The sequence below is a fragment of the Collinsella aerofaciens genome, from assembly GCF_005844325.1.
GTDB classification, from domain to species: Bacteria; Actinomycetota; Coriobacteriia; order Coriobacteriales; family Coriobacteriaceae; genus Collinsella; species Collinsella aerofaciens_G.
Map to the genome: position 1 here is coordinate 17,694 of NZ_SPFY01000018.1, position 24,648 is coordinate 42,341.

Sequence of the window (24,648 nt, forward strand, 5' to 3'; positions counted from 1 at the left end):
CATGGTGGTGAAGAAGTCGAAGGGCTGGCGTAGCGGCAAGCGAGAGGGCCGCTCGCGCATGGTTCAGATGACGCGTCATCTTGTAGTGAGCGAGGGCAAGGAGACCGAGCCTCGCTACTTTGAGGGCGTGCGTGCGGCGTTGGGCGCGGCGAACGAGCGCAAGGTTGCCATTGTCGTTAAGGGGACCGGCAGACACACGCTTGACCTGCTTGACTTCGCCGTCGAACACTGTCGCTATGCGCCCGAGACGTTCGATCACGTGTGGCTCGTGTATGACAAGGATGACTTTCCTGCGTCCGACTTTGATGCGATGAAGCGCAAATGTGACGAGCTCTCCGATGGTTCGAGGACCTTCCATGCGTTGTGGTCGAACCCCTGCTTCGAGCTGTGGCCGCTTTTGCACTTTCGCTACACGACCGCGCATATGTCCGCGTCCGACTGCCAGCATGCCCTCGCGCAGGAGATGTCGAAGAACTTGGGCATCGAGTACCGCAAGAACCTGGACGGGATGTTTGGGGCAGTGGATGATAGGCGAGGCGAAGCATTGGAGCGTGCTGGGCGCCTCGTCGCGTACCATAGGGAACTGGGTAACATTAAGCCATCTGCGCAAAACCCTGCAACTAAGGTGGGCGAAATTTTCGATGTAATCGGGCCGTATCTGGTTGGATAGCCGAGTTCGATCGGGCTCGATAGGTCTGGAGATTCATGAAAGATGTTGTTTTGGGCTGCCTGCCGTTTTTAACTGGATTGACCTTTTGGGACCCTATAGGAGACTAGGGCGAATCTAGCGGTATTGACGCAACCAACCTACGGGCCTGCGTCCTACAGAAAGGCGGTTGTTTTCCGGATGGCCGCCTTTCTTCATTACGCCTATGAAGAGAGGCTTTATTGAAGAGTATTCGGCGTAACAGTCATATCTAGGTGATTCGCCCAGTTAAACGCTCTTACATAGTATCTCGAGCCAATCAGCGCGAACGGAGATCTAATGGCCGCCGCTAATACAAAGCCGTGGCTTACGGCGTCCGAGCAGATTGACCGTCTCAAATCGAGAGGTGTCCATTTCTTGCTGATGAGCGAAGACGATGCCAGAGCTTACCTGGAAAAGAACAGCATCTATTTTCGTCTGCGTGCTTATCGACTTGGGTTTCCTAAAGTTGAGAAGGGAAATCGCAAGGGAGAGTATGCAAATCTAGACTTTTACGCGGAAACGGAAACGAGCGATACCCGTGCCTATGAGCAAGCACTAGATATTGAGTATATTGTTCATCGCGAGATGCAGCGCTCGGGCTTGAGTAAAAGCGAGCTGACAAAACGTATGGGCGTGAGTCTTCAGTCGCTTTCGAAATTGTTGAATTCTCAGCCCAACATGACGCTGAAAACGGTCACAAAGTTTGAGCTTGCGTTGGGTATCAAAATCATTCCTCAGGTCATTTCCGGTTATTCGAATGAGGCACCGTTTTTTCTCTCCAATGCGATTTCCATGGCGTATGGTCACGCTAAGAGATATCTGATGGTCGTTACTGGACTTTCGCCCATGGGGGCTTTGACGCTGCCGGCAATTCTTCCTTCGGAATTGGCAGTGGACAGCGATACGTCTTTCCAAAGTGAGTTAGTTGTTTTCGAGTTGGATTTTGCATGCCACTGTGTGCAAATGTAACGGGGTGCCGAATCGGCAGTTTAACTGATTCGGCACTTATATTTCGAAGTTTTTAGTTGAAGCCCTGCGATGCCCGTGCTACGACAGCTAAATTGACCGTGACGTCCTGTCTTGCGACACGCATGTCGCTCCGCATGGGTATCATGGTGAAAGCGATTTCAATGACAGGGGTGCTCGTGGTAAAGATGAAAGATGTGGCCGAGCTGGCGGGCGTTTCGAGCGCCGCCGTCTCGCGCTACCTCAACGGTGGATATATCTCGGCGGACAAGGCCGAGCGCATTAAGCATGCAATCGAGCTGACCGGATACGTGCGGTCCAGTCAGGCTCGCGCGCTGCGCACCGGTTCCACCAAGCTCATTGGCGTCATCGTACCTAAGATCAACTCCGAATCCGTGAGCCGCATTACCGCCGGTATTGGCCAGGTGCTCGGTCGTCGTGGCTACCAGATGCTCCTTGCCAACACCGACAACGCGGCCGATCGTGAGCTCGAATACCTCGATTTATTCCAAAACCACCCGGTCGATGGCATTGTGCTGGTGGCAACCATGATCACCGACGAGCACCGTCGCGCGATTGAGTCGTGCCGCGTGCCCATTGTGTTGATCGGCCAACATGTCGAGGGCGCGGCATGTGTCTATCACGACGATTACGAGGCTGCCTTTGAGCTGGGCCATGCGCTTGCGGGTCGCTTGGATGGCAAGATTGCCTACATCGGAGTTACGGATGAGGACCGCGCGGCCGGTTTCGACCGTCGTCGAGGTTTTGAGGCCGGCTTGCGCGCCGCGGGCAACCCGCTCGATGCCGCCTTGATTCGCCTGGGCTCGTTTACGCTCGACTCAGGCTATGGTGCGGCGCGTGAGCTGCTTTCCGTCGCTCCCGATGTTTCGTTTATCGCCTGCGCGACCGATACCATGGCGGCGGGCGCGCTGCGTGCCATCGATGAGGTTCGCGGCATGGGCGAGGGTATACACCGCGTGAGTGGTTTTGGCGACAACGCGTTTTTGCGCGCGCTGACGGGCGGCATTCCCACCGTGCATTATGGCTACCTGACCAGTGGCGTCGAGGCGACCAATATGTTGCTCAATACGCTCGATGGCGAGGAAGGGGAGAGCGGTCTCAAGACGCTCAAACTTGGGCATCAGCTCATGAATGTCTAGGCCTTGGACGCGTCTGCCTGCCTTTGAGTCCCCAGTTTTTGTCTCAAAACTACCATTCGCCGGCTATTTCGTACCGTTCACCCTACTATGAAAACGATTACACACATATGAAACTGAAATCGATTACAGTGTAAGTGTCAAAGATGGCCGGGTGCACGTGCGCCCGTTGGAGGAAGGGGAAGTCATGGACTACCGCAAATCAGCCCAAGAGGTGCTCGACAATATCGGTGGCGCCGACAACGTCGTCTCTGCCGCGCATTGCGCCACGCGTTTGCGCCTGGTGATTGCCGATAACGCGAAGGTTAACAAGGAGGCCCTCGAGAATATCGACGGCGCCAAGGGCGTCTTTGAGGCTCAGGGCCAGCTCCAGATTATTTTTGGCACCGGCACCGTCAACAAGGTCTACGAAGAGTTCATTGCGCTCAGCGGAGTCGAGGCTGCCACCAAGGCCGAGGCCAAGGAGGCCGCGGCACAGCAGCAGAACATCTTTATGCGTGCCATTAAGGTGCTCGGCGACGTCTTTGTCCCCATCATCCCCGCCATCGTGGCTTCGGGTCTGCTGCTGGGCATTATGAGCGCCCTCAACTTTATGGCCTCCAACGGCTTTATCGCGCTCGACACCAATAACTTTATCTACAAGATTGCCGACCTGGTCTCGGGTACGTCCTTTGGCATCCTGCAGATCCTGATTGGCTACTCCGCGGCCAAGGCTTTCGGCGCTAATCCGTACCTGGGCGCCGTCGTCGGCGGCGCGTTCATCAACTCCTCGCTGCAGAGCGCCTACACGGTCGCCTCCGAGGGCGTGCAGACCATGGTCACCGTCATCCCCGGCGTGTACAGCTTTGAGTGGGTTGGCTATCAGGGCCACGTCATCCCCATCGTCATCGCTTGCGCGATCCTTGCCTTCCTCGAGAAGCGTCTGCACAAGATCGTTCCCGAGATGTTCGACCTCTTTGTAACCCCGCTTGTCTCCGTGTTCGTGACCGTGCTCGTGACGCTTATCGCCGTCGGTCCCGTCTTTGTGTGGGCCGAGAATGCCGTCCTCGGTCTGATCCAGGCTCTGCTCACCCTGCCCTTTGGCATCGGTTCCTTTATCGTCGGCCTGTTCTATGCCCCCACGGTCGTCACCGGTATTCACCAGATGTACACCGCCATCGACCTGGGCCAGCTTGCCCAGTACGGCGTGACCTATTGGCTGCCCATTGCCAGTGCCGCCAACATCGCCCAGGGCGGCGCCGCGCTTGCAGTTGCCTTTAAGACCCACGATGCCAAGATCAAGGGCCTAGCGCTTCCTTCGGCTCTGTCCGCCTTCATGGGTATTACCGAGCCTGCCATCTTTGGTGTGAACCTGCGCTTCTTTAAGCCCTTCATCGCTGGCTGCATCGGCGGCGGCTGCGGCGCCCTGGTCTGCGCGCTCACCTCGCTCGCCGCTTCCGGTACGGGCGTTACGGGTATCTTCGGTATCCTGCTGTGCCTGGCCCAGCCCGTGCAGTACGCGATCATGTTTGCGGTCGCCGCGCTGGTTTCCTTTGGCGTCTCGTTTGTCCTGTACAAGGACGAGCCCAAGGCTTCCGAGCAGGCCTAAGAGCTTTTGATTGAAGGGTGCCCGCGGGTTGTATGCTCGCGGGCGTTTCCCGTATCCGGTGTCGATCTCTGGCGCCTTGTTACTTTCGATCCGTTAGGACTTTGATATGTCTAATGCACTTGGCCGCGACCTTGCAAAGCTGGTTGCCGCTGTTGACGCTGCCGCCTCTGAGTGCGGCCATGGCGCGTATGGCCAGCGCTTCCATATTATGCCGCCGGCGGGCTGGCTCAACGACCCCAACGGTCTTTGCCAAGCGGGCGGCGTGTTTCACGCGTACTTCCAGTATGCCCCGTTTGATGTGAACGGTGGCGTAAAGATGTGGGGCCATGCCACAAGCCGCGACCTTATGAACTGGGAATATGTTGGCGCCCCGCTGCTGCCCGACGAGCCGTTCGATTGCCATGGCGTGTATTCAGGCTCCGCGCTTGCCGAGGACGGCTGCATTCGCGTGCTCTATACGGGCAACGTTAAGCTTTCCGATGCGGACGGCACGTACGACTACGTCAATACCGGCCGTCGCGCCGATACTGTTTATGTCGAGAGCGTTGATGGCCTTGCCGGTCGGGAGTTCAGCCAAAAGCGCGTGGTGCTGGCGTCCGATGATTATCCCGAGGATTTGACCTGCCACGTGCGTGACCCCAAGGTGTGGCGCGATGATGACGGGCGTTACCACATGGTGCTGGGCGCGCGTCGTCGCGTGGATGGGCCGCATGTCGATAGTCGATTTTGCGCCATGCACGGCGAGGGTGCCGGGCGCGATGTGGGCGAGATCCTGGTGTATGGCTCGGCCGATATGCTGAGTTGGGAGCTCGAGAGTCGTGTGTCTACGCCCGAGCGCTTTGGCTTTATGTGGGAGTGCCCGGGATACCTTGAGCTTGAGCCGGATGGCGGTGTACCGGCGAAGTGGCTGTCCTTCTCTCCCCAGGGTCTTGAGGGCGGTCGTTGGGACCGCGGCAATGTGTATGCAGCGGGCTACATGCCTGTAACGGGCGACATTACGGGTGGCAATGACGCTTATGAGCTGGGCGAGTTCCGCCTGTGGGATGCCGGCTTTGATTTCTACGCGCCGCAGGAGTTTACGTCCGAGGATGGTCGCCACATTCTGATCGGCTGGATGGGCATGCCCGATGAGCCGACCTATGACAACGCACCGACTCTGGTGGCGGGCTGGCAGCACTGCATGACGGTGCCGCGCGAGCTTACGGCCGGTGACGGCGGCGTGGTGCTGCAACAACCGGCTCGCGAGATCGAGCACCATTATGCCTCGGTGCGTGTGGGGGAGGGCTCGTTGGAGGTTGCAGGCGATACCTGCTTTGACGTTGTTGCCGACGGTGTCGACGGCGCGTTTACCGCGACCGTTGATAGCGAGCTTAAGCTGGCGTTTATTCCCGCCGAGGGCGAACTGCCCTCGCGCTTTGAGATGCGATTTACCGATGAGGGTCGCGCTTCTGCCGGCTGCGGTCGTACCGTGCGCTGGGAGCCCGTCAACGAGGTTCGTAACGTGCGCATTGTTGGCGATGTCTCGTCGGTCGAGGTGTTTGTGAACGATGGCGCGCTCGTGTTTTCGACGCGCATCTATCCCGAGACCTATGGCGTGTCCGTTGATGCTCCGGGTGCGAGCGTGACCTACCACGCGCTCAACATCTAGGCGATTCGTCGCATATCGGCGCTATACTGCAGCCGTTGCCCACGATGCGGGGAACATCCGTATCGTGGGTTTTTGTTTCTGAAGGGACGGTACCGTATGGGCGTACAGCAGCTAGAAGATACCTGGGCTTTGAGAGCCGGCGCGCGTGAGGCGCGTCTTGTTGCGGCCTCGCATGTACCGGCGGCGCTGTCGCTGCTGGGAATCGTGCGTCCCGGTGACCGCCTGGTGGCCTTTGCGGACGACTTTGCCGATGCGTTTGCTCGTGGCTTTGATGGCCGCGATGTTGTGCTGGTGGGGGAGCCATCGGCTGCAGCGTTTTCTGCTGCGTCCGAGGGATTTGATGCTTCGTTTGATGCTGAGGGACCGCACCTGTGGTGGTTTGTGAACTCAATCGGTGGCTTTGGCCTGCGTGTGCCCGATCTGCGTGCGCTGGGTCGGGCGGCGCGTGAGGCCCATGCGCTGCTGGTTGTGGACAACACCGTGGCTGACGTCTTTGGCTGCGATCCGCTGCGGCTGGGTGCTGTGCTGTCCCTTGAGGCGCTCGACCGTGTGTGTGCCGGTGAGGCTCCACGCAAGCTCGTTGCCGCTTCGGTCGCGCGCTCGCAGCTCAAGCGCCATCGCGTGGACGCTGCGGCCGAGTGCGCGCATGCGCTGCTCGAGTGGTGCGGATTGGCCGCGCTCGACTTGTCCTCCGATGAGGCCGAGGTTCTAGAGCACGGGCTCGACACGCTCGACACCCGCATGCAGGCACATTTCGATCGCGCCCGTGCGCTGGCTGAATATTTGGCCGCGAACGAGATGGTGCGCAACGTGCGCTATCCCGGGCTGACCTCGCATCCCGACCATGTGGCTGCAACGGGAATTCTCGAGCACGGCTTTGGCCCGGCAGTAGAGTTCGATCTTATCGAACGTAGCGCGGGCGAGCTGTTCGATGCTTTGCCTGGGGAGTTTCGCACATCGCCCGCAGGCGGCGCAACAACGCGCCTTTCGGCTCCACGCAGCAAGCAGGGGGGCACCATCCGCCTCTTCGCCGGCACCGACAACCCCCTGGTTGTAGCGTCCGCCCTAGACAATGCCCTTCGTAAACTAGCTACTCTTTAATGCTTGCGATGAGGTCGCTTGCTTTGGTGGCGATGACGTTGTTGACGTCGGCCCGCAGCTCCTCGTAGACCGCTATGGCTCGCTCGCCGGCGGGGGTGAGGGTGGATCCGCGGGCGCCGTCGCGCTCGATGAGTTTGCAGCCCAGCTGACCTTCGGCCTCGTTCACGATGCGCCAGGCCTTGGAATACGCCATGCCCATGCTCTTGGCGGCGCGGTTGAGCGAGTGCTCGCGGGCGATACCCTGCAGCAGCAAGACGCAGCCGTGTCCAAACACGCCCGGCAGATCTTTGTCGCACGCTTGAATGACCAACTTTGCCGTCGTCTTGTACTCCATACGCTCCACGTCTCCCCGCTAAAGTGTTTGCTGGGCAAACGCAAAGCCTGCGTCAAACCCTCGTGTGCTCTTCTTAAATCATGCATTGTAGCAGTCAAAGTGCGTTAAGATACTTCCCCAGTATTGGGCGCCCAAGGTTGGGCTGGGTCCTACGAGGCCTGCAGCCGACCGGTCGCATGGAAAAAGGAGAAACATGGCTACGTTCTTTCCCGGTGAGTCCCACACGTTTTCGGAGTATCTGCTGGTCCCTGGTTACTCGTCCTCGCAGTGCATCCCCAACAACGTCTCTCTTAAGACGCCGCTAACCCGCTTTAAGCGCGGTGAGAAGCCGGCAATCACCCTGAACATCCCCATGGTTTCCGCCATCATGCAGTCCGTCTCGGGCGTCGATATGGGTGTCGCGCTCGCTACCGAGGGTGGCCTGTCCTTCATTTACGGTTCCCAGAGCGCCGAGTCCGAGGCCGCTATGGTCAAGGCCGTCAAGGATCACAAGGCCGGTTTCGTTCAGTCCGATTCCACGCTGACCCCCGACATGACCATGGAGCAGGTCATCGAGCTCAAGGAGAAGACCGGTCACTCCACTATGCCGGTCACCGACGACGGCACTCCCAAGGGTAAGCTCCTGGGCATCGTCACCAGCCGTGACTATCGCCCCAGCCGCGATGACCACCAGACGAAGGTCTCCGAGTTCATGACCCCGCGTGAGCAGCTCATCGTGGGTGACAAGAACATCAGCCTCAAGGTTGCCAACGACGTTATCTGGGACAACAAGCTCAACGCCCTGCCCATCGTCGACGATAACGATCACCTCATGGGCATTGTGTTCCGCAAGGACTACGACAGTCACAAGACTAACCCCAACGAGCTGCTCGATAACGACAAGCGCTACATGGTCGGCGCCGGTATCAACACCCGCGACTATGCCGAGCGCGTGCCGCTGCTCATCGAGGCCGGTGCCGATGTCCTGTGCATCGACTCCTCCGAGGGCTTCAGCGAGTGGCAGAAGCGCACCATCGAGTGGATCCGCGCCAACTACGGCGAGGACGTCAAGGTCGGTGCCGGTAACGTTGTCGACGCCGAGGGCTTCCGCTTCCTGGCCGACTGCGGTGCCGACTTCATCAAGGTCGGTATCGGCGGTGGTTCCATCTGCATCACCCGCGAGACCAAGGGCATCGGTCGTGGCCAGGCCACCGCGCTGATCGACGTCTGCCGCGCCCGTGACGAGTACTACGAGGAGACCGGCGTCTACGTGCCCGTGTGCTCCGACGGCGGTATCGTCTACGACTACCACATGACGCTTGCCCTTGCCATGGGTGCCGACTTTATGATGCTGGGCCGTTACTTCGCCCGCTTTGACGAGAGCCCGACTGAGCGCGTCAACGTCAACGGCCAGTACATGAAGGAGTACTGGGGCGAGGGTTCTGCGCGTGCTCGCAATTGGCAGCGCTACGACCTGGGCGGCGCCGCGAAGCTCAGCTTCGTCGAGGGCGTCGACTCCTACGTCCCGTACGCCGGATCCCTCAAGGACGGCGTGGGCGGCACGCTCTACAAGGTTAAGTCCACGATGTGCAACTGCGGCGCCCTCTCGATCCCCGAGCTCCAGGAAAAGGCACGCCTAACGCTGGTCAGCTCCACCTCCATCGTCGAAGGCGGCGCCCACGACGTTGTCGTGAAGGACTCCCAGCAAAGCGTCAGCTACCGCTAAGCGGCTTTCCCAAGCACCGCACCTTGCCGTTCAAACCGTCGCTCGCGTACCAAAGTACGCGACGCTCCTCTTTCACGGCAATCTGCGGCACCTGGAAAACCCGTTCGTGCTAGAACGAGTTTCAGACAAAGGTTGATTCCCAACCACGTTATTTAGATAAAGCGAGATGCCTGCAAGTCGCAGGCATCTCGCTTGTTGTATTTGCTATCATCATGCGAGTTAACGATGTGGCGGGGCGTTCTTACCTTTGCTCGCTGCAAGTTCCGCACGAGCCGAAGAGCACTTAATGTGCTCTTCGTGCGAGCAGGACTGTCCGCAGCAGCGAGCAAAGGTAAGAACGCCCCGCCCCAACCGAGATAACAAAGGAGCTGATATGTGCGATTGCACAGATCATAAGGACGAGATTCCTGTTTACGACGCGCAGGCCATCGAGTCCCGGTGGATGAAGGCCTGGGAGGACTCCAACCTCTTTGCTGTCGACACCGACGACAGCAAGCCCAAGAAGTACGTGCTCGAGATGTTCCCGTATCCGTCGGGCGACCTGCACATGGGCCACGCGCGCAACTATACCATCGGCGATGCCATGGCCCGTCAGGCCCGCATGCGCGGCTATGACGTGCTGCATCCCATCGGCTTTGACGCCTTTGGCCTGCCTGCCGAGAACGCCGCCATCAAGCACAACACGCAGGCTGCCGCCTGGACGTATAAGAACATGGACCAGGCGCTCGCCACGATGAAGCGCATGGGCTTCTCCTACGATCTGGATCGCATGGTCAAGACCTGCAGCCCCGATTATTACCGCTGGGGCCAGTGGATCTTTGAGAAGATGTGGGAAAAGGGCCTGGTCTACCGCAAGAAGAACCCGGTCAACTGGTGCCCCACCTGCAAGACCGTTCTGGCTAACGAGCAGGTTACCGAGGGCAAGTGCTGGCGCTGCGGCACCGAGCCTGAGAAGCGCGACCTTGAGCAGTGGTACTACAAGATTACCGAGTACTCTCAGGAGCTGCTCGACGACCTGGAGAAGCTCCCCGGCTGGCCCGAGCGCGTTAAGCAGATGCAGGCCAACTGGATCGGTCGCTCCGAGGGCGCCGAGGTCGACTTTACCCTGTGCGACCAGGATGGCGAGCCCATCGAGGGCGATGAGGGCAAGATCACCGTCTTTACCACGCGTGCCGACACCCTTTTTGGCGTCTCCTTCTTTGTCCTGGCTCCCGAGTACGCCGGCCTGCATGAGCTCGTCGAGGGCACGGAGTACGAGGAGGCCGTCACCAAGATCGTCGAGGACTCCAAGCATATCTCTGCCGTCGAGCGTGCCCAGGGCACCCTCGAGAAGCACGGTGCCTTTACGGGCCGCTATGTGGTAAACCCCGTCAACGGCGAGAAGGTCCCCGTGTGGGTTGCCGATTATGTCGTCGCCGACTACGGTACCGGTGCCGTCATGGCCGTTCCCTGTGGCGACCAGCGCGACTTTGAGTTTGCCCGTAAGTACGACCTGCCGATCGTGCCGATCATCCTAGACGATGACGATCGCGCTGCCGTCGAGGCCAGCGGCGAGACCATCGATACCTTCCATGCCGAGACCGTCGACTGGGATTGCGCTCACGCTGCCGAGGGCACCCTCGTCCAGTCCGGCAAGTACACCGGCATGCGCGGTGGTAAGCACTCCGAGGGCGAGGCTGCAATCGTGGCCGACCTCGAGGCCATGGGCTGTGGTCGTCGCAAGGTCGAGTTTCGTCTGCGCGACTGGCTCATCAGCCGCCAGCGCTATTGGGGCAACCCCATCCCGGCCATCCACTGCGAGCACTGCGGCATCGTGCCCGTGCCCGAGGATCAGCTGCCGGTGACGCTGCCCGAGAACCTTGACCTGGGCGCCGGCGAGACCCTTGCCGAGTGCAAGGAGTTCTACGAGACCACCTGCCCGGTGTGCGGCCGCCCGGCCAAGCGTGAGACCGATACCATGGACACCTTCACCTGCTCCAGCTGGTATTACCTGCGCTATACCGATCCGCACAACACCAAGCTGCCCTTCTCCCGAGAGGCCGCCGACCGTTGGATGCCCGTCGATAACTACATTGGCGGCATCGAGCACGCCATTCTGCACCTGCTCTACAGTCGCTTCTTTACCAAGGCGCTGCGCGACCTGGGCCTGCTGAGCGTGGACGAGCCCTTCACCAACCTGCTGTGCCAGGGCATGGTCAAGGACGAGAACGGCGACACCATGTCCAAGTCCAAGGGCAATGTCGTGCCCCCGAGCTCGGTCATCGAGCCCTACGGCGCCGACACCATGCGTTTGGCGATCCTGTTTATCGCTCCGCCCGAGAAGGACTTCGACTGGGATCCCAAGGCCGTTGAGGGCGCCAACCGCTTCATCAAGCGCGCCTGGCGTATCGTTTGGCAGCTCGTCCAGTCCGGTGACGCCAACGTGGCCTTCGACAAGTCCGCGCTCGACGAGGTTGCGATGAAGCTCTATCGCGAGCGTCACCGCACCATCGCCAAGTGCACCGAGGACTTCGATCGCGGCCAGTTCAACACCGCGATCTCGGCCGTCATGGAGCTCGTCAACGCGGCGAGCGCCTACCTCAACGCCACCGAGGGTACCGCCCGCGACAAGGCGCTGTGCTACGGCGTGGCTAAGGATATCGTGAGCGTCCTTGCCCCCATCTGCCCGTTCTGGGCCGACGAGCTGTGGCACGAGGCCCTCGGCTGCGAGGGCAACGCCTACACCGCCGCCTGGCCCGAGTTCGACCTGGCCGAGTCCGTTGAGGACACGGTGCAGATCGTGGTCCAGGTGCTCGGCAAGGTCCGCGGCCGCGTCGACGTTGCCCGCGATGCCTCCAACGAGGAGATGCAGGCTGCCGCCGAGGCCGCCGTCGCCAAGTGGCTCGAGGGCAAGACGGTCGTCAAGGCCATCTGCGTGCCCGGCAAGCTGGTCAACCTGGTGGTCAAGTAAGCGCTGCGCGCAAAGCTGACATGCAATAAACGAGGGACGGTCCGTTTGGGCCGTCCCTCGTTTTGCATGTACCTGCCATGGTGTCTTCGGTCAATTGTCCTATTCTTGTGGAGAAGCTGTGCGCACGCTGACCTGCAGATTCGTACTGTGCTTGCACGTTTCCGCAGCTATTGGTATAGTTTGCTTGCAAATGAAGTTGTAATTGAAAGAAGTGGGGTTTCGGCCCCGCTTCTTTTTTGTATGGATGGAGGTGCCGCAATGGTCAAGACCAAGACCGAGCAGGCGATCATCGACGCGCTCGAGGCCGTCGCTCCCCAGCACGATGTCGACATCGTCGACGTCGAGCTCGTGGGTGCCACCAAGGCCCCCTGCGTGCGCGTGCGTATCGAGGGTGCCGAGGGTCAGAGCCTTTCGCTCAACGACGTCACGGCCAACACCAAGTGGGTCGGCGATGTGATTGAGGAGCTCGACCCCATCTCTTCGAGCTATACGCTCGAGGTGTCGAGCCCGGGTATGGCGCGCCCGCTGCGCCGCCCGTGCGACTTTACCCGCTTTGTGGGCGAGAACTGCGAGCTCACCTCCACCGCTACCGAGGGCCGTCGCAAGTACGCCGGTAAGATTGCCGCCGCCACCGAGACGAACGTGACCCTCGAGCTCGAGGGCGGCGAGTCCGTTACCCTCGATTTCTCTGATGTTAAAAAGTGCAAGTTGAAGCCCACCTACGACTTCAAGCCCGCGAAGGAAGGAAAGTAAGATGGCAGCATCCGACATGATGTCCGCCCTGATGGAGCTTTGCCAGGAGAAGCACATCGACCAGCTCTACCTGATCGACCGCCTGGAGCAGTCGCTCGCCAAGAGCTATGCCGAGATCCTGCATCTTGAGTGGGGCGCCAAGGTGACCATCGACCGCACCACCGGCAAGATCTACGTCTACCGCTTGGAGCCGATCGACGATTCCATGGACGAGGAGGGCAACTTCACCGAGTTCGAGGAGATTGACGTCACCCCCAAGAACACGAGCCGCATCGCTGCCCAGCACGCCAAGGCCGAGATCAACGCCATCGTGCGCAACTCCGCCCGCGAGCAGATCTACGAGGAGTTCTCCGGCCGCATCGGTGACCTCATCAGCGGTACCGTGCTGCAGTCCACACCCGACTTCACGATTGTCAAGATCCGCGAGGGCGTCGAGGCCGAGCTGCCGCACTTCGACCAGCGCCGTTACGAGAACGAGCGCAACGAGCGTCCGATGGGCGAGCGCTACCTGCACAACCAGCACATCAAGGCCGTGATCATCGACGTTCGCGACCCCAACTCCAACCTGCAGCCGGTTCGTGGCGAGCACAGCCGTCCGCCGATTGTCATCTCCCGTACCCACCCCGAGCTCATGCGTCGTCTGTTTGAGCAGGAGGTGCCCGAGATCTATGAGGGCACCGTCCAGATCAAGTCGATCGCCCGCGAGCCCGGCCAGCGCTCCAAGGTCGCCGTCCACTCGCTCGACGACCGTCTGGATCCCGTGGGCGCCTGCGTCGGCCCCAAGGGCAGCCGTGTTCGCGCTGTCGTGGGCGAGCTCCGTGGCGAGCGCGTCGACGTCATCCTGTGGGATGCCGATCCTGCCGTCTACGTTGCCAACGCCCTTTCGCCCGCTAAGGTCACCCGCGTCCTCATCGACGAGGAGAAGGCCTACGCCGGCGTCATCGTGCCCGACGACCAGCTGTCCCTCGCCATCGGCAAGGAGGGCCAGAACGCCCGCCTCGCCGCGCGCCTGACCGGCTGGCACATCGACATCAAGTCCGAGACGCTTGCCGCCGACATCCTCAAGAACGTTCCCGTTCACGAGGAGCCCGCCGCCGACCTGATCGGTGACGAGGAGGACGAGGACGTCCGCCGCTGCGAGTACGTGTCCGAGGACGGTATCCAGTGCCGCAACCAGGCTCGTCCCGGCTCCCGTTTCTGCGGTGTCCACGACACCGACGCCTTCGATGATGCGGAGGACCTGATCTAGCGCGCGTTCGCGCCGGGCGGGTCCCGGCGCGTCTTCCACGCTCGTTCAGTCTCTAGGCACCCAAGGTGCCAGAAAGGGTAGGTGAAGTCATATGGCAAAAGTCCGTGTGTCCACCCTGGCCAAAGAGTTCGGCATGACCTCCAAGGAACTGATGGGTCATCTTGCCGAAATGAAGATTCCCGCTAAGTCCGCTTCCTCCGCCCTGGAGGACGCTTACGTCGCCATGGTCCGCAAGCAGCTCGCCTCGGTGATCGAGGCCCGCGCCAAGGAAGTCGAGGCCGTCAAGCAGGCCGAGGAGGAGGCAGCCGCCGCCGAGGAGGCAGCGCGCGCTGCCGAGGCCGAGCGTGAGCGCATCGCCGCCGAGAAGGCACGCGAGGAGGAGCGCCGCCAGTTCGCCGCCGCCCAGGCTGCCGAGGAGGCCGCCCGTGCCGAGGCCGAGGCCAAGAAGAAGGCTGAGCAGGAGCGCCTTGCCCGCGAGAAGGAGGAGGCTGCCCGCGAGGCCCAGCGCCGCGCCGTCCCCGCTTCCGACTCCGGTTCGCGCTTCCGCTCGCTGCTCGACCAGATCGCCGCACAGGAGACCGTGCTCAAGGAGAAGAAGGACGCCGAGGAGAAGGCCAAGGCCGAGCGCGCCTCTGAGCGCGGCAACCGTCGTAGCGGCAACAACGACCGTCGCGGTGGCCGTCGTAACGATCGCAACGCCTCCGACAACAACTCCGATCGCAATGCCTCCGAGAGCCGTCCGCACAGCCATCGCACCAACGCCAGCAACAACGTCGCTGCCGGCATGGACTTCCCCAACCCCGATAAGCAGGGTAAGGGCAAGAAGCGCAAGGGCGGTCACGGCAACGATGAGGACCACTACAGCCGCATGGCTCGTGAGGCCGAGGAGTACAGCCGCGAGAAGGTGCTCGAGGAGGCCCGCGCCGCCGTCGAGGAGGCCTCTCGCGAGTCCACCGGTCGCCGCAAGAAGCGCAAGGAGAAGCGCGAGCGCGAGGCTGCTAAGGCTCAGGAGGAGCGCAAGATTGAGGAGGCGCTGGCCCAGGGCGTGAACCCCGAGGAGCTCGACGCCATCAAGGTCTCCCAGGGAGTTACCGTCCAGGAGCTCGCCGAGGCGCTCGACGTTCCGGCCAACGACATCATCAAGCGCCTGTTCCTGCTGGGCACGCCGCTTACGATGACGCAGTCCATGTCCGACGACCTCGTCGAGCTCGTTGCCGACGACCTGGGCCGTCAGATCAAGATCATCACCCCCGAGGAGGAGAACACCTTCTCGTTCTACGACGATCCCGCCGACCTTAAGCCGCGCGCCCCGGTCGTCACCGTCATGGGTCACGTCGACCACGGCAAGACGTCGCTGCTCGACGCCATCCGTCACACCGGCGTTGCTGCCGGCGAGGCGGGCGGCATTACGCAGGCCATCGGCGCTTCGCAGGTCATGATCAACGACCGCAAGATCACCTTCATCGATACCCCGGGTCACGCTACCTTTACGGCCATGCGTGCCCGTGGCGCCAAGGTGACCGACATCGTCATCCTGATCGTTGCTGCCGACGACGGCGTCATGCCTCAGACCATCGAGTCGATCAACCACGCCAAGGCCGCCGGCGTACCCATCGTCGTCGCCGTCAACAAGATCGATAAGCCGGGCGCCAACCCCGACCGCGTGCGCCAGGAGCTCACCGAGTACGGCATCATCCCCGAGGAGTGGGGCGGACAGAACATGTTCGTCAACATCTCGGCCAAGCAGAAGATCGGTATCGACGACCTGCTCGAGACCGTGCTGCTCCAGGCCGACGTTCTCGAACTCAAGGCCAACCCCGACACCTTTGCCTCCGGTAACGTCCTCGAGGCCAAGCTCGACAAGGGCCGCGGCTCGGTTGCCACGGTGCTCGTGACCCGCGGTACCCTGCACGTGGGCGATACGCTGGTCGCCGGTCTTACCTACGGCCGCGTCCGCGCCATGCTCGATCCCAAGGGCAACGCCGTCACCGAGGCCGGCCCCTCCGACGCCGTCGAGATCCTGGGCCTGCAGTCCGTGCCCAACGCCGGCGACGAGTTCCGTGTGTTCGAGGACGAGCGCGAGGCTCGCGCCCTGGCCGATGAGCGTTCGCTCAAGGCCCGTATCGAGGAGCAGAGCCGCGTGAAGCACGTCACGCTCGAGAACCTCTTCGAGACCATCGCCGACGCCGAGGTCAAGGAGCTCAACCTGATCATCAAGGCCGACGTCCAGGGCTCCATCGAGGCCCTTCAGGACTCTCTTGACAAGATGGATCAGTCTGAGGTGCGCATCAACACGATCCACTCCGCCGTTGGTGCCATCAACGAGACCGACGTCGTCCTGGCCGACGCCTCCAACGCCATCATCATCGGCTTTGGCGTCCGTCCCGACGGCAAGGCCCGCTCCGCTGCCGAGCGCGAGGGCGTCGAGATCCGTTGCTACGACGTCATCTACAAGTGCCTCGAGGACCTCGACGCTGCCCGCATCGGTATGCTCAAGCCCACCGAGGTCGAGGTCTCCACGGGTACTGCGACCGTTCTGGACACCTTCAAGGTGCCCAAGGTCGGTATCGCCGCCGGTGTCCGCGTCGAAGAGGGCGAGATCGCCGCGACCGATTCCGTACGCCTGGTGCGCGACGGCATCGTGGTCTTCAACGGCAAGATCGCCTCGATGCGCCACTACAAGGACGAGGCCAAGAGCCTCAAGAGCGGCTCCGAGGGCGGTATTGGCCTGGAGAACTTCCAGGACATCAAGCCTGGCGACACCATTGAGGGCTACCGCATTGACCAGGTTGCCCGTACCGAGTAGGGGGTAGCGCTATGAAGCAAACGCAGGCAACCCGCCGTTTGGGCGAGCAGCTTCGCGAGAAGCTCGGTTATATCCTGCTCTTTGAGGTTTCCGATCCGCGTCTCGACCTGGTCACTCTGACCGCGGTCGAGGTCGCGGTGGACCGTTCGTTCGCGCGCGTGTACGTGTCGTGCGACGCGAGCCGCTACGATGAGGTCATGGAGGCGCTCGCCAGCGCCAAGGGCCGCATTCGTAGCCTGTTGGCCCGCTCGCTCGATTGGCGCGTCACGCCCGAGCTCGATTTTCGCATCGATCGCTCGACCGATGAGGCCGAGCGCATCACGCGTGCGCTGGAAAACGTTCCCGCCACGCTTGCGATCGAAAAGGACGAGGACGGCTATCCCATAGCGGATGCCGCCCAGGAGGCAGCTTTAGATGAGTAATTCCGCCGACCTCGCATCGTGCGAGTCTGCAGATATTCAGCGACGCATCCTCGAGCTCATCGAGGATGCGTCCTCCATTGCGATTTCGGGACATACGTCTCCCGATGGTGACGCCCTGGGCTCCGTGCTGGGTCTGGGCTTATCGCTTATGAAGTTTTTCCCCAACAAGGACATTGCCCTGCTGCTGGCAGACGATGACCCGGTTCCGCGCATCTACCGCTTTATGGAGGGTGCCGACCGTCTGGTGCCGGCATCTGCGTATACCGGCAATCCGGACCTGTTCATCTCGGTGGACGTGCCGGTCGTCGAGCGTCTGAACAACTCAGCCGAGGTGCTCCGCCGCTCGTCGCATGTGGTGTGCTTCGATCACCATCCGGCGCGCGAGGAATTTGCCGAGCTGAGCCTGAGGTGCGTCGGCGCCGCAGCCTGCGCCATGATCATCGACCGCTTTTTGGACAATTGCGGCATTGTCGCACGTGATGGCGTTGCGACCTGCCTGCTGTGTGGCTTGGTGACCGACACCGGTCGTTTCCAGTACCAGAACGCCGATGCTGCCGCGTTCCATGCTGCTTCGCGCCTGGTGGCGCATGGCGCCAATCCGGCTCGTGTCGCACTCGAGGTCTATCAGAGCATGCGCGTCGAGTTTTTGCACCTCAAGTCCATTGTCATGGGCCGTATCAAGACGGTCGCGCACGGGCGCGTGGCGTATAGCTATGCCTTCCAGAGCGACCTTGAGGCCTGCGGCGTCACCTCGGATGAATGTGACGGTCTGGTCGATGTGGTGCGTTCGGTGATGGGCGTCGAGGTCTGCCTGTTCTTAAAGGGCATCGACGGCGATACCAAGGTGCGCGGCAACCTGCGCTCCAAGGGTGACCTCGATGTGTCCGAGATCGCTGCCAACTTTGGCGGTGGCGGGCATCATGCCGCCGCCGGCTTTTCCAACAACGGAACGATTCGCGAGACGCTCGCCGTGGCACTTCCCATGCTGGCCGAGCTGGTGGGGGAGGATCCCGCTTCGGTGACCGTCGAGCTCTAACATTTTGGATGGTACATGGCTCGTCGTACGCCTTCTCAATTGAATATGCTGCTCGCCGTCGATAAGCCGGTGGGCTGCACGTCCCACGACGTGGTTTCGCAATGCCGACGCGCCCTCCATGAGCGGCGCGTCGGTCATGCCGGAACGCTCGACCCCATGGCATCGGGCGTCATGGTGGTGGGCGTGGGTCAGGCCACACGTCTGCTGGGCATGCTTACGCTTGATACCAAAAGCTACGTTGCCGATATCTCGTTTGGCGTCGAGACCAATACCGATGATGCGGAGGGCGAGGCGGTCCGCACGGTGGCTGTTGCCGACGAGCTCCGCGATCCTGCCTATGCGCGTGAGCGCTTGGTCGCCATGCTGGGTCCGCAGATGCAGGTGCCGCCGGCGTTTTCTGCTATCTCGGTCAATAGCGTTCGCGCCTACAAGTCTGCTCGCGAGGGCAATGCGGTGGACCTACCTCCGCGCCCCGTCGAGGTCTATGCCGCCGACCTGATCGCCGTGGGCGGCGAGGGCGATACGTGCGTCTGGACCGTGGCGTTTTCGGTAAGCAAAGGCACCTACATTCGCGCGCTCGCTCGCGATCTGGGTCGTGCCTGCGATTGTGCTGCACATATTTCCGCGCTGCGCCGTACGGCCTCCGGCGTGGTTTCCATTGGCGCCTGTCATGCGGTAGAGGAGCTCTCTGCCGAGACCGCTGCCGGTTTCGCTCTGGATCCCATCGCCGCCCTAGGTGCCACGCGTGTCGATTTGCCGGGTAATCTTGCAGACGACCTGCTTTGTGGCCGCCGCGTTCCCGTTGAACGCGCGCTTGCGGACTTCGATACGGCGAAGGCGCCGTTCGCGCTCGTACTCGATGGGGGATTGAAGGCGCTTGCTCGTATCGAGGGCGGCCGCTTTGTGATGGAGCACGTTTTTCCGCAGGCGATCGGCGGTGTTCGATGATGCTGACGCCCCACGAGCTCGCGCGTATCTTTTTCGCGGGTGAGTTGGATGAGGCCCGTATCGTTTCTGCCGATGCTTTTGATGGGTGCGAGTTCTTGGGTGCCGCGTCGATCGCTATTGGCGTGTTTGATGGCGTGCATCGTGGGCACCAAGAGCTGATCGAAGCGGTTATTCGCGATGCACATGATCACGGCAGCAAAGCGGTCGTGGTCACCTTCGATCCTGATCCGGACGTCGTGGTGAGTCCGTCGCCCGCCCAAAAATTGATGACGACGGCCGACCGCCTGCATGCCCTGGCTCAAACCGGGGTCGATGCGGTGGTGGCCGTTCCCTTTACGCCCGCCGTGGCGGCACTCGACCATGTCGGGTTTCTGGCGCTGTTGTCGCGCGTTGTCGATATTCGCTCCATTCGTGTAGGCAGCGACTTTAGGCTCGGCTGCGGCGGCGCTTCGGGCGTTGCCGAGATGCGCGCCTGGGGCACTGAGCGTGGGGTTGACGTTTACGGTCACGACCTGCTCTGCGTTAACGGGCAGACCATCTGCGCCACGCGCATCCGCCATGAGCTGGGTCAGGGTCATGTGGAGCTGGCTGCCGAGCTTCTCGGCCGTCCCTATATGCTGCGCGGCGTTGTGGCGGCTGGCCGTCACGAGGGCTCCGATATGGGCTTTCCCACGGCAAACATCCAGGTGCCCGACGGCATCCAAGTGCCTGCCGATGGCGTCTATGAGGGTCTGGTGCTGGTCGACGATACCGTATGGCCTGCTGCCGTTAACGTCGGCCTGCCGCCGACCTATGCCGATGATGCCGCCTCGGCGCATCTCGAGGCCAACTTGATTGGCTATGCGGGCGACTTGTATGGCGCCTCCGTGTCGTTGGCGTTTACGCGCTGGCTGCGTCCGTCTCGCGTGTTCGATTCGCTGGACGAGCTTATCGCGACCGTCGAGGGTAATATCGACGATATTCGTCATAACTTGGGTGAGCAGGGGGTGAGCATCCGTGATTAGCGATGAGGAAAAAGATCAGGTACGCGCGGCGTCGGACTTGGTTGCCATCGTGCAGGAAACGGTTGAGCTCAAGCCCCGCGGCCATGAGTTTTGGGGCTGCTGCCCGTTTCATGGCGAAAAGACCCCATCGTTTCACATTATCCCTGCTACGCAGGTGTGGCACTGTTTTGGCTGCGGCGAGGGCGGCGACGTCTTCACCTATATCATGAAGCGCGAGAACCTGAGCTTTCCCGAGTCGATCCGCTATTTGGCCGACCGTGCCGGCATTGAGCTGCACGATACCGGTGCGCAGCGCGATCGCGGCACCAAGCGTGCCCGCATCTATGACCTGTGCGCCGAGACGGCTCAGTTCTACCACACCATGCTTATGCGCGGTAAGGACAGCCGTCCGCGCGAGTACTTTGCCAGTCGTGGCATGGGCGGAGATGTCTGTCGCCGCTACTGCCTGGGCTTTGCGCCGGGTCGCAACGCGCTGGTGTCGCATCTGTCGCAGGCGGGCTTTACCCCGCAGGAGATGATCGACGCCAACGTGGCCGTGAGCCGTGGACGTGGACAGCTTGCCGACCGTTTTTACGACCGCGTGATGTTTCCCATCTTTGATGAGCAGGGTCACAATATCGCCTTTGGCGGGCGCATCATGGGCGATGGTCAGCCCAAGTACCTCAACACGGCCGAGACGAGTGTGTTTCATAAAAAGCGAAACCTCTATGGCTTTAACTGGGCCAAGGAGTTTATCGTCGCGCAGGATACCGCCATCGTGGTGGAGGGCTATACCGACTGCATCGCCTGCTGGGAGGCAGGGATCAAAAACGTCGTCGCCACGCTGGGCACAGCGCTGACGGAACATCACGTTAAGACGCTCACCCGTTTTGCCAAGCGCATTGTATATATGTTCGATGGCGACGCCGCCGGTCAAAAGGCCGCTCGCCGCGCGATTCAGTTTATCGAGCAGGATTCGATGGATCTTCGCTGCGTGGTGCTGCCCGATGGCAACGACCCCATGGAGTTCATCACGGCGCATGGCGGCGAGGCGCTGCAGGCGCGCATCGATGCCGCCGAGCCCCTCATGGACTTTGTCTACCGTTCGCTGCAGGAGTCGAGCGACATTACCACACCGGGCGGTCGTGCCAAGGCGCTCGAGGATGCGCTGACGCTCATCTATCCGCTGCGTGACAGCTATATGATCGACACGTACTTTATCCAGATTGCCGACCTGTTGGGTTTGGACCTGGAGACCGTGCGCGCGAGTTCGGGCCGCGTGTTTCGCGATGTCGCCAAGCGTGAGGATGCCGAGCGCCGGCGTGAGCAGAACTACGAGCGTCAACGCGCGCAAGCTGAGCGCGCGGGCATCGCGGGCGGTCGGGCGTCTGGTTCGCAGGGGACGTCTCGCGGTGCCTGGGCCGCGGGTGCGACGCCGCCGGTGTCCGCACCGGTCGAGGAGGACCCGTACGACTACGTTCCGCTTGATGCCTATGGGGCCGCGCCGGTGGAGGTCGACGAGGATCTGCCGCCAATCGATGTGCCAGCGGGGATGGAAAGCGCTGCGCCCGTTGCCGATAGCTCAAGCGTGGCGGCAGCTCCGTCGATGCCGATCGTTTTGACCGATCTGGAGCGGAAATCCCTGGCGGGGGAGCGCGAGCTGCTGACGATGCTCACGAGCTACCCCGATCTGTTCCGCACGTATGCCGATCGCATTTGTTCTATCGAGTGGGTTGACCCGCGTCACGAGTCCATTGCGTGGGCCGTGCTGGCAACGCCGCCGGGAACCGATCCTGCGGCATGTATGGATGCGGCGCGGGCGGTGTGTCCCGAGGCGGCGTCGCTTGTCAGCGCCGGGCGCATCTCGGCGACGAGCAAGCACCCGACCGAGACGAACATCGTCTTTATGCTCGATACGCTCGAGCTCTACACCATCAAACGTCGCATGCGAGCCGCGCAGGCCAAGTTGCGTCAGGACCGTTCACTCGACGATGAGGCTCGTCGCGTGCTGACGATGCAGGCGGTGCAAGATTCACAGCGCCAGCGCGAGCTCCAAAAGTCGATCGGTGGCGTGGCCGACCCGTTCCGTTTGATCGGTTTGGAGACCGCAGGTGCCGATCAGGCCTAGATGTTGTGGTCAACCAGCGTATTCTCGCCTATATCATGTCTTTATTTTGGGTATAGAGGTCTACGTGTGTGCTAAAGTATTGAGTCCTGTGGACTACGAAGGGAGAATCTGTGCCAAAAAAGACTGAGAGCACGGGTACTGGGCTGGAATCCTACGTTGCAAAGCTCATGGGCAACGGCTCAAACAGGACTTCGGTAACCGAGGACGAGATTCAGGTCGCCCTGAAGGATATCGATGTTACTGATGAGCAGCTCAACGCGGTGTATTCCGCGCTGCGCAACAGCGGCATCCAGATTATCTCCGCGAGCGGAAACGACGACGCCCCGATGGACGTCGACGATGACGATAACGATACCGACGATTTCGATGATGACAAGCACGATTCCGGCTCGCTTGACGATCACGAGCTTAAGATGGCCCGCCAGGCCGATGCCGAGATGGGCTCTTCCAAGAGCAAGAAGAAGCGCACCGTGCGCACGTCCCGTTCGCGTTCGCGCGTGCGCGGCATCGATGCCTCCACGGTGATGCTGACCGGCGACCCGGTTCGTATGTACCTCAAGGAGATCGGTAAGGTCGACCTGCTGACCGCATCTGAAGAGGTCGATCTGGCCATGAAGATTGAGGCCGGTCTCGAGGCTACCGAGAAGCTCGAGGCTGCCGATGCAGGCGAGATTGAACTCACACGCTCCGAGATGCGTCGACTTACGCGTATTGAGAATGTTGGTCTTGAGGCCAAGCAGGCGCTCATCAGCGCAAACCTGCGTCTGGTCGTCTCCATCGCCAAGCGCTATGTCGGCCGTGGCATGCTGTTCCTGGATCTGATTCAGGAGGGCAACCTCGGTCTGATCCGCGCCGTCGAGAAGTTCGACTACCAGAAGGGCTTTAAGTTCTCCACGTACGCCACGTGGTGGATCCGTCAGGCCATTACGCGCGCTATTGCCGACCAGGCCCGTACCATCCGTATTCCCGTGCACATGGTCGAGACCATCAACAAGCTCGTCCGCGTGCAACGCCAGCTCCTCCAGGATCTGGGTCGCGACCCGACTCCTGAGGAGATCGGTGCTGAGATGGACATGAGCGCCGACCGCGTCCGCGAGATCCAGAAGATTTCGCAGGAGCCTGTGTCGCTCGAGACCCCGATCGGTGAGGAAGAGGATTCCCAGCTGGGCGACTTCATCGAGGACTCCCAGGCTATCGTTCCGCCCGATGCCGCCAGCTTCTCCATGCTGCAGGAGCAGCTCACCCAGGTGCTCGATTCGCTTGCCGATCGTGAGCGCAAGGTTATCGAGCTGCGCTTTGGTCTCGTTGACGGACATCCCCGCACGCTCGAGGAAGTCGGTCGCGAGTTTGGCGTCACGCGCGAGCGTATCCGCCAGATCGAGTCCAAGACCCTGGCCAAGCTCCGCCACCCGAGCCGCTCGAGCAAGCTGAAGGACTACATCGAAAGCTAGTCAAGCAAGAGGCGCCCTCAAGCACATCCGCTTGAGGGCGCTTTATGTAGTCGTTGGGTGTTCCTATAGTTTTGTCAACCGTCGGGGCTACTCCCGGTAGGGCACCCGGTCGCGCATCACGGCGTATATCGCCCTGAGCCGCTTCCTCGCGACGGCCTTGAGCGCCCGCCCGTGCCCCATGCCCCGCGCCCTGCAGGCCCGGTAGTACTCGCCGTAGCGCCCCGAGGACCTCACCAGGCTGTTGCACGAGAAGATCAGCAGGGACTTGAGCCTCGCGTCGCCGCGCCTGGACGCCCTGACCGACCTCACCGACGTGCCGGAGCTCCTCACCCTCGGGGCTATGCCGCAGTACGAGGCCAGGTGGTCGTGGTCCGGGAACCTCCCGATGTCGACCGACACCGCGAGCTGCGCCGCGGTCCTCGGGCCGATGCCGGGCACGGTGAGCAGGCACACGTAGGTCTCGTCGCCCTCGAGCAGCGCCGCCGTCTCGGCCTCGAGGGCCCCGGCCTCGTCGAGGGCCTCCGATATCCGGGCGGCCAGGAACCTGACCTGCCTGTTCTCGGCCTCGACGAGCGCCGGCGGGGGCGCGGTGGAGGCGGCCGCGGCCTCCCCGGCGGCCTCGGCCCGCGGGCCCTCGGCCCCGGAGCGGGCGATCCCCCACGCCCCGCCGAACCCGGCGATGGATTGGCAACACCTATTTGGACGATTCCGGGAGGGACAGCCCCGCCTCCCTGA

19 protein-coding genes are annotated in these 24,648 nt (G+C 61.7%); 17 read left to right on the forward strand and 2 right to left on the reverse strand.

Translation table 11 applies throughout. The annotated features are described in order from the left end of the window. Position 1 precedes the first annotated feature (1 nt). The 6 genes from FGQ61_RS06675 to FGQ61_RS06700 all read left to right on the forward strand — a co-directional run bounded on the left by FGQ61_RS06675 (position 2) and on the right by FGQ61_RS06700 (position 7,148). Positions 2-670 (forward strand): RloB family protein, encoded by a 669-nt coding sequence (locus FGQ61_RS06675; protein WP_138375007.1) that lies wholly within the window; start codon positions 2-4, stop codon positions 668-670. A gap of 315 nt (positions 671-985) precedes the next feature. Further along, a complete protein-coding gene (locus FGQ61_RS06680; RefSeq protein ID WP_138375008.1) occupies positions 986-1,657 on the forward strand; it encodes a helix-turn-helix domain-containing protein in 672 nt (223 codons plus the stop codon). 185 nt (positions 1,658-1,842) lie between these two features. Then, on the forward strand, positions 1,843-2,814 hold the full coding sequence (locus tag FGQ61_RS06685) for a LacI family DNA-binding transcriptional regulator (protein ID WP_229025934.1): 972 nt from the start codon (positions 1,843-1,845) through the stop codon (positions 2,812-2,814). A gap of 184 nt (positions 2,815-2,998) precedes the next feature. Beyond that, a complete protein-coding gene (locus FGQ61_RS06690; RefSeq protein WP_138375010.1) occupies positions 2,999-4,399 on the forward strand; it encodes a PTS transporter subunit EIIC in 1,401 nt (466 codons plus the stop codon). A gap of 106 nt (positions 4,400-4,505) precedes the next feature. Continuing rightward, positions 4,506-6,047, forward strand: a complete 1,542-nt coding sequence (locus tag FGQ61_RS06695) for a glycoside hydrolase family 32 protein (protein WP_138375011.1) — start codon at positions 4,506-4,508, stop codon at positions 6,045-6,047. 96 nt (positions 6,048-6,143) lie between these two features. After that, positions 6,144-7,148, forward strand: a complete 1,005-nt coding sequence (locus FGQ61_RS06700; protein ID WP_138375012.1) for a PLP-dependent transferase — start codon at positions 6,144-6,146, stop codon at positions 7,146-7,148. On the opposite strand, the gene FGQ61_RS06705 is transcribed toward FGQ61_RS06700, so the two are convergent. After that, positions 7,138-7,482, reverse strand: coding sequence for a winged helix-turn-helix domain-containing protein (locus FGQ61_RS06705; protein ID WP_138112359.1), 345 nt, complete (start codon positions 7,480-7,482; stop codon positions 7,138-7,140). The genes FGQ61_RS06700 and FGQ61_RS06705 overlap by 11 nt on opposite strands. Before the next feature lie 193 nt (positions 7,483-7,675). On the opposite strand from FGQ61_RS06705, the gene FGQ61_RS06710 reads away from it, so the two are divergent. From FGQ61_RS06710 to rpoD, 11 genes are all read left to right on the forward strand, one after another. After that, positions 7,676-9,187, forward strand: a complete 1,512-nt coding sequence (locus tag FGQ61_RS06710; protein WP_006234046.1) for an IMP dehydrogenase — start codon at positions 7,676-7,678, stop codon at positions 9,185-9,187. A 373-nt stretch (positions 9,188-9,560) separates the two neighbouring features. Continuing rightward, the gene (leuS, locus tag FGQ61_RS06715) at positions 9,561-12,137 is read left to right on the forward strand and encodes a leucine--tRNA ligase (RefSeq protein ID WP_138112361.1); all 2,577 of its coding nucleotides are present in this window, start codon (positions 9,561-9,563) and stop codon (positions 12,135-12,137) included. Positions 12,138-12,395: 258 nt separating this feature from the next. Beyond that, the gene (locus FGQ61_RS06720; RefSeq protein WP_138112363.1) at positions 12,396-12,890 is read left to right on the forward strand and encodes a ribosome maturation factor RimP; all 495 of its coding nucleotides are present in this window, start codon (positions 12,396-12,398) and stop codon (positions 12,888-12,890) included. Position 12,891: 1 nt separating this feature from the next. Continuing rightward, on the forward strand, positions 12,892-14,139 hold the full coding sequence (nusA, locus tag FGQ61_RS06725; protein ID WP_006234042.1) for a transcription termination factor NusA: 1,248 nt from the start codon (positions 12,892-12,894) through the stop codon (positions 14,137-14,139). Between the two features lie 91 nt (positions 14,140-14,230). After that, entirely contained in the window at positions 14,231-16,945 is a 2,715-nt protein-coding gene (infB, locus tag FGQ61_RS06730; protein ID WP_138375013.1) for a translation initiation factor IF-2, read from the forward strand. An 11-nt stretch (positions 16,946-16,956) separates the two neighbouring features. Next, positions 16,957-17,367, forward strand: a complete 411-nt coding sequence (gene rbfA, locus FGQ61_RS06735; RefSeq protein ID WP_117647311.1) for a 30S ribosome-binding factor RbfA — start codon at positions 16,957-16,959, stop codon at positions 17,365-17,367. Beyond that, positions 17,360-18,403, forward strand: a complete 1,044-nt coding sequence (locus FGQ61_RS06740; protein WP_138112367.1) for a DHH family phosphoesterase — start codon at positions 17,360-17,362, stop codon at positions 18,401-18,403. The genes rbfA and FGQ61_RS06740 overlap by 8 nt, the downstream gene beginning before the upstream one ends. A 15-nt stretch (positions 18,404-18,418) precedes the next feature. Further along, entirely contained in the window at positions 18,419-19,351 is a 933-nt protein-coding gene (truB, locus tag FGQ61_RS06745; protein WP_138375014.1) for a tRNA pseudouridine(55) synthase TruB, read from the forward strand. After that, entirely contained in the window at positions 19,348-20,355 is a 1,008-nt protein-coding gene (ribF, locus tag FGQ61_RS06750) for a riboflavin biosynthesis protein RibF (protein ID WP_229025932.1), read from the forward strand. The genes truB and ribF overlap by 4 nt, the downstream gene beginning before the upstream one ends. After that, entirely contained in the window at positions 20,348-22,462 is a 2,115-nt protein-coding gene (dnaG, locus tag FGQ61_RS06755) for a DNA primase (protein ID WP_138375015.1), read from the forward strand. Before ribF ends, dnaG begins: the two co-directional genes overlap by 8 nt. Before the next feature lie 110 nt (positions 22,463-22,572). After that, a complete protein-coding gene (gene rpoD / locus FGQ61_RS06760; protein WP_138375016.1) occupies positions 22,573-23,913 on the forward strand; it encodes an RNA polymerase sigma factor RpoD in 1,341 nt (446 codons plus the stop codon). Positions 23,914-24,000: 87 nt separating this feature from the next. On the opposite strand, the gene FGQ61_RS06765 is transcribed toward rpoD, so the two are convergent. After that, on the reverse strand, positions 24,001-24,648 hold a 648-nt coding region (locus tag FGQ61_RS06765), incomplete at its 5' end, for a transposase (RefSeq protein WP_138375017.1).

Excerpts from the sequence above, each read along its gene's own strand:
- FGQ61_RS06705 (WP_138112359.1), bottom strand. The coding sequence starts at position 7,482 with ATGGAGTACAAGACGACGGCAAAGTTGGTCATTCAAGCGTGCGACAAA.
- FGQ61_RS06700 (WP_138375012.1), top strand. The coding sequence starts at position 6,144 with ATGGGCGTACAGCAGCTAGAAGATACCTGGGCTTTGAGAGCCGGCGCG.
- FGQ61_RS06680 (WP_138375008.1), top strand. The coding sequence starts at position 986 with ATGGCCGCCGCTAATACAAAGCCGTGGCTTACGGCGTCCGAGCAGATT.
- FGQ61_RS06695 (WP_138375011.1), top strand. The coding sequence starts at position 4,506 with ATGTCTAATGCACTTGGCCGCGACCTTGCAAAGCTGGTTGCCGCTGTT.
- leuS (WP_138112361.1), top strand. The coding sequence starts at position 9,561 with ATGTGCGATTGCACAGATCATAAGGACGAGATTCCTGTTTACGACGCG.
- nusA (WP_006234042.1), top strand. The coding sequence starts at position 12,892 with ATGGCAGCATCCGACATGATGTCCGCCCTGATGGAGCTTTGCCAGGAG.
- FGQ61_RS06685 (WP_229025934.1), top strand. The coding sequence starts at position 1,843 with ATGAAAGATGTGGCCGAGCTGGCGGGCGTTTCGAGCGCCGCCGTCTCG.
- FGQ61_RS06690 (WP_138375010.1), top strand. The coding sequence starts at position 2,999 with ATGGACTACCGCAAATCAGCCCAAGAGGTGCTCGACAATATCGGTGGC.
- infB (WP_138375013.1), top strand. The coding sequence starts at position 14,231 with ATGGCAAAAGTCCGTGTGTCCACCCTGGCCAAAGAGTTCGGCATGACC.
- truB (WP_138375014.1), top strand. The coding sequence starts at position 18,419 with ATGGCTCGTCGTACGCCTTCTCAATTGAATATGCTGCTCGCCGTCGAT.
- rbfA (WP_117647311.1), top strand. The coding sequence starts at position 16,957 with ATGAAGCAAACGCAGGCAACCCGCCGTTTGGGCGAGCAGCTTCGCGAG.
- FGQ61_RS06720 (WP_138112363.1), top strand. The coding sequence starts at position 12,396 with ATGGTCAAGACCAAGACCGAGCAGGCGATCATCGACGCGCTCGAGGCC.
- FGQ61_RS06675 (WP_138375007.1), top strand. The coding sequence starts at position 2 with ATGGTGGTGAAGAAGTCGAAGGGCTGGCGTAGCGGCAAGCGAGAGGGC.
- ribF (WP_229025932.1), top strand. The coding sequence starts at position 19,348 with ATGATGCTGACGCCCCACGAGCTCGCGCGTATCTTTTTCGCGGGTGAG.
- FGQ61_RS06740 (WP_138112367.1), top strand. The coding sequence starts at position 17,360 with ATGAGTAATTCCGCCGACCTCGCATCGTGCGAGTCTGCAGATATTCAG.
- FGQ61_RS06710 (WP_006234046.1), top strand. The coding sequence starts at position 7,676 with ATGGCTACGTTCTTTCCCGGTGAGTCCCACACGTTTTCGGAGTATCTG.